Annotated in this window: 2 protein-coding genes; one reads left to right on the forward strand and one right to left on the reverse strand. The window is 46.7% G+C overall.

Features of this window, described 5'->3' with window-relative positions:
* Positions 1–245: 245 nt before the first annotated feature.
* Positions 246–896 carry a bifunctional phosphoribosyl-AMP cyclohydrolase/phosphoribosyl-ATP diphosphatase HisIE gene (gene hisIE / locus QT992_RS33115; RefSeq protein WP_333321583.1) on the reverse strand — a complete coding sequence of 217 codons (651 nt, stop codon included), beginning with the start codon at positions 894–896 and terminating at the stop codon, positions 246–248.
* 326 nt (positions 897–1,222) lie between these two features.
* On the opposite strand from hisIE, the gene hemL reads away from it, so the two are divergent.
* Complete coding sequence (gene hemL, locus QT992_RS33120) at positions 1,223–2,521, forward strand: glutamate-1-semialdehyde 2,1-aminomutase (RefSeq protein WP_333341128.1); 1,299 nt, start codon at positions 1,223–1,225, stop codon at positions 2,519–2,521.
* Positions 2,522–3,041 lie beyond the last annotated feature (520 nt).

The following is a 3,041-nucleotide window of genomic DNA, read 5'->3' on the forward strand; positions in this document are numbered from 1 at the left end:
TCAGGAGTCTCACGCGCCTTTCATCCCACACCAACCGAAGCGGTATCGCGCGAGGGATTCCCGTCTGACTAGCTAAATTACAGTCAGTGCTGGACGCACTCCGACAAAGAAACCGGGTTTTTTACCTAATCTTCGAGTACGAACGCGTCTTTTCGTAAAAAAACCCGGTTTCTCGACCCCATGCGTAAGTCCTGACAGTTAACAAACGCGGTTTCTTTTACCAATTCCCAATTCCCAATTTTAGATTATTTTCGTCGATCGCCCAATTTGCGGTAAACTTCTCTTAAATCAACTTGATGGTGAGCCAAAGCAACCAAAGCGTGATAAAATAAATCCGCTACTTCCCCAGCAATTCCATCTTTGTCGTCATCTTTGCAAGCCATCACAACTTCCGCCGACTCTTCGCCAATTTTCTTGAGAATCTTGTTGTCGCCGCCCTCGAACAATTTGCAAGTATAAGAACTTTCGTTAGGATTGTCGCGCCGATCGCAAATTACCGCAAATAATTGAGATAACATATCCCCTGGCGGCGGTGAAATTTCCCCGTCAACTTGGTGAAAACAACTTCTTTCTCCCGTGTGACAAGCAATATCTCCGACTTGTTCGACAGTCACCAGCAAAGCATCGCTATCGCAGTCGTAACGCAGCCCTTTGACATTTTGAACGTGTCCCGAAGTCGCGCCTTTGGGCCACAATTCGGAACGAGAACGACTCCAGAACCAAGTTTGCCCGGTAGAGAGCGTTTTTTGCAGGGACTCCCGATTCATCCAGGCCATCATTAACACCGTACCGTCCAAATAATCTTGGACGATCGCAGGCACTAAACCGCGATCGTCGTAACGAATCTTTTCAATTGGGATCGATCGGCTCAAACTCGATAAATCAGTAGTAGACATAATTTTATTTCAACTTGGTAAGATAGATTAACGCTTTCCTGTGGGAGATTTTTTTTAATTAACCGCAGAGAACGCAGAGGACGCAGAGGAAGAGAGAAGATTGAGCAAGGGAGGGGTAAATTGTCAAGAACTATTTTACAAAAAATTACATTTGAGGGCGCTCGGTGCTAGTGCGACAAAGCCTAAAAAACCCCAGCTAGTATTGCTACTAATTGGTTTGTACCCTAAAATCTACTAGAATAGTTTCCTTGAATCGACCTAACCTTTATGTTGAACTGGCTATAAAATTATTCTACCAACAACAGACGTTCACTAAGGAGAAAACATTGGTTTCCACAACCTTGAAAACGACCAAATCAGAAGAAATTTTCGCTGCAGCCCAGAAGTTGATGCCAGGTGGCGTCAGTTCCCCCGTCCGCGCCTTCAAATCCGTAGGCGGACAGCCCATCGTCTTTGACAGGGTAAAAGGAGCCTACATTTGGGATGTTGACGAAAACCAATACATTGACTATGTAGGCACTTGGGGCCCGGCCATCTGCGGCCACGCCCACCCGGAAGTCATCAAAGCCCTGCACGAATCTTTAGAAAAAGGTACGAGTTTCGGCGCACCATCGCTGTTGGAAAACGTACTCGCCGAAATGGTCATCGATGCCGTTCCCAGCATTGAAATGGTGCGATTTGTCAACTCCGGCACCGAAGCCTGTATGGCCGTTTTGCGGCTGATGCGAGCTTTCACCGGACGCGATAAACTGATTAAATTTGAAGGCTGCTATCACGGGCACGCCGATATGTTCTTGGTAAAAGCAGGTTCCGGCGTCGCAACTCTGGGCCTTCCTGACTCTCCGGGCGTCCCGAAATCCACTACTGCCAATACCCTCAACGCTCCCTACAATGATTTAGAAGCAGTCAAAGCTTTATTTGCCGAAAATCCCGGCCAGATAGCAGGCGTAATTCTGGAACCAGTGGTGGGGAATGCCGGTTTTATTACCCCGGATGCAGGTTTTCTCGAAGGTTTGCGGGAAATTACTAAAGATAACGGTGCTTTGTTAGTTTTTGATGAAGTAATGACCGGTTTCCGCATCGCCTACGGCGGAGCTCAGGAAAGATTCGGTGTCACCCCGGATTTGACTACTTTGGGTAAAGTTATCGGCGGCGGTTTGCCGGTGGGAGCTTACGGGGGAAGGCGGGATATTATGGGGATGGTGGCTCCTGCTGGGCCGATGTATCAAGCGGGTACGCTTTCGGGAAATCCTTTGGCGATGACTGCTGGGATTAAGACTTTGGAATTGCTACAAAAACCCGGCACTTACGAACAGTTGGATAAGATTACCAAAAAACTGTCTGACGGATTGCTAAAAATTGCTAAGGAAGCGGGACACGCGGTTTGGGGCGGGCAAATTAGCGGGATGTTTGGCTTGTTTTTTGCGGCTGGCCCGGTTCACAATTACGAGGATGCGAAGAAGTCGGATTTGACGAAGTTCAGCCGCTTTCACCGGGGAATGTTGGAGCACGGAATTTATCTTGCTCCTTCGCAGTTTGAGGCTGGATTTACTTCTTTGGCTCATACTGACGAAGATATCGATCGAACTTTGGCTGCAGCGCGTGAAGTGATGGCAACTATTTAACCTGTGTAGTAAGGATGTTCATCCTTAACACTCAGGAATAAATCATTAAAGTCCTTGCTGTTTTTTGGCAGTAAGGACTTTAATTTTTAACTCCTACCCAATCCGCGTTAAAAACCTCTCGCTCGTGGCTTACGCAGGGGGCGAGAAACCCGGTTTCTAGAAGATTTTGCGACGACTCACGATAAATATACGCAGAAACCGGGTTTCTGAGGTATTGTTTTTTTGGGATGACTTACTTAATGACGAATGAGTAATGACTCCTGACTCATTAGACTTGAATTGCATATAGCCATCCTAAATCCTTTGTGAATTTCTTACTCCCTCCCCTTGATAAGGGGAGGGTTGGGGTGGGGTAAAAAATTTACGACTCCTGCAAGGATTGCTATACATTCACAAAGTATCTGTGAACAAACCTGACGGTCAACTGAGTACAGTTAGACCGAAGGCTTCTTTTTCCTTTTTTTTCTCATGCTTTTTATAGTGAGGTAGTTCCACCCCCACTTGCTAATATAGTATCAGA

The sequence above is a fragment of the Microcoleus sp. T3_D1 genome (assembly GCF_036700405.1).
In the GTDB taxonomy this organism is placed as follows: domain Bacteria; phylum Cyanobacteriota; class Cyanobacteriia; order Cyanobacteriales; family Microcoleaceae; genus Microcoleus.

Bases quoted from the DNA above. Each gene is read 5' to 3' on its own strand.
- hisIE (WP_333321583.1), bottom strand. From the start codon at position 896: ATGTCTACTACTGATTTATCGAGTTTGAGCCGATCGATCCCAATTGAA.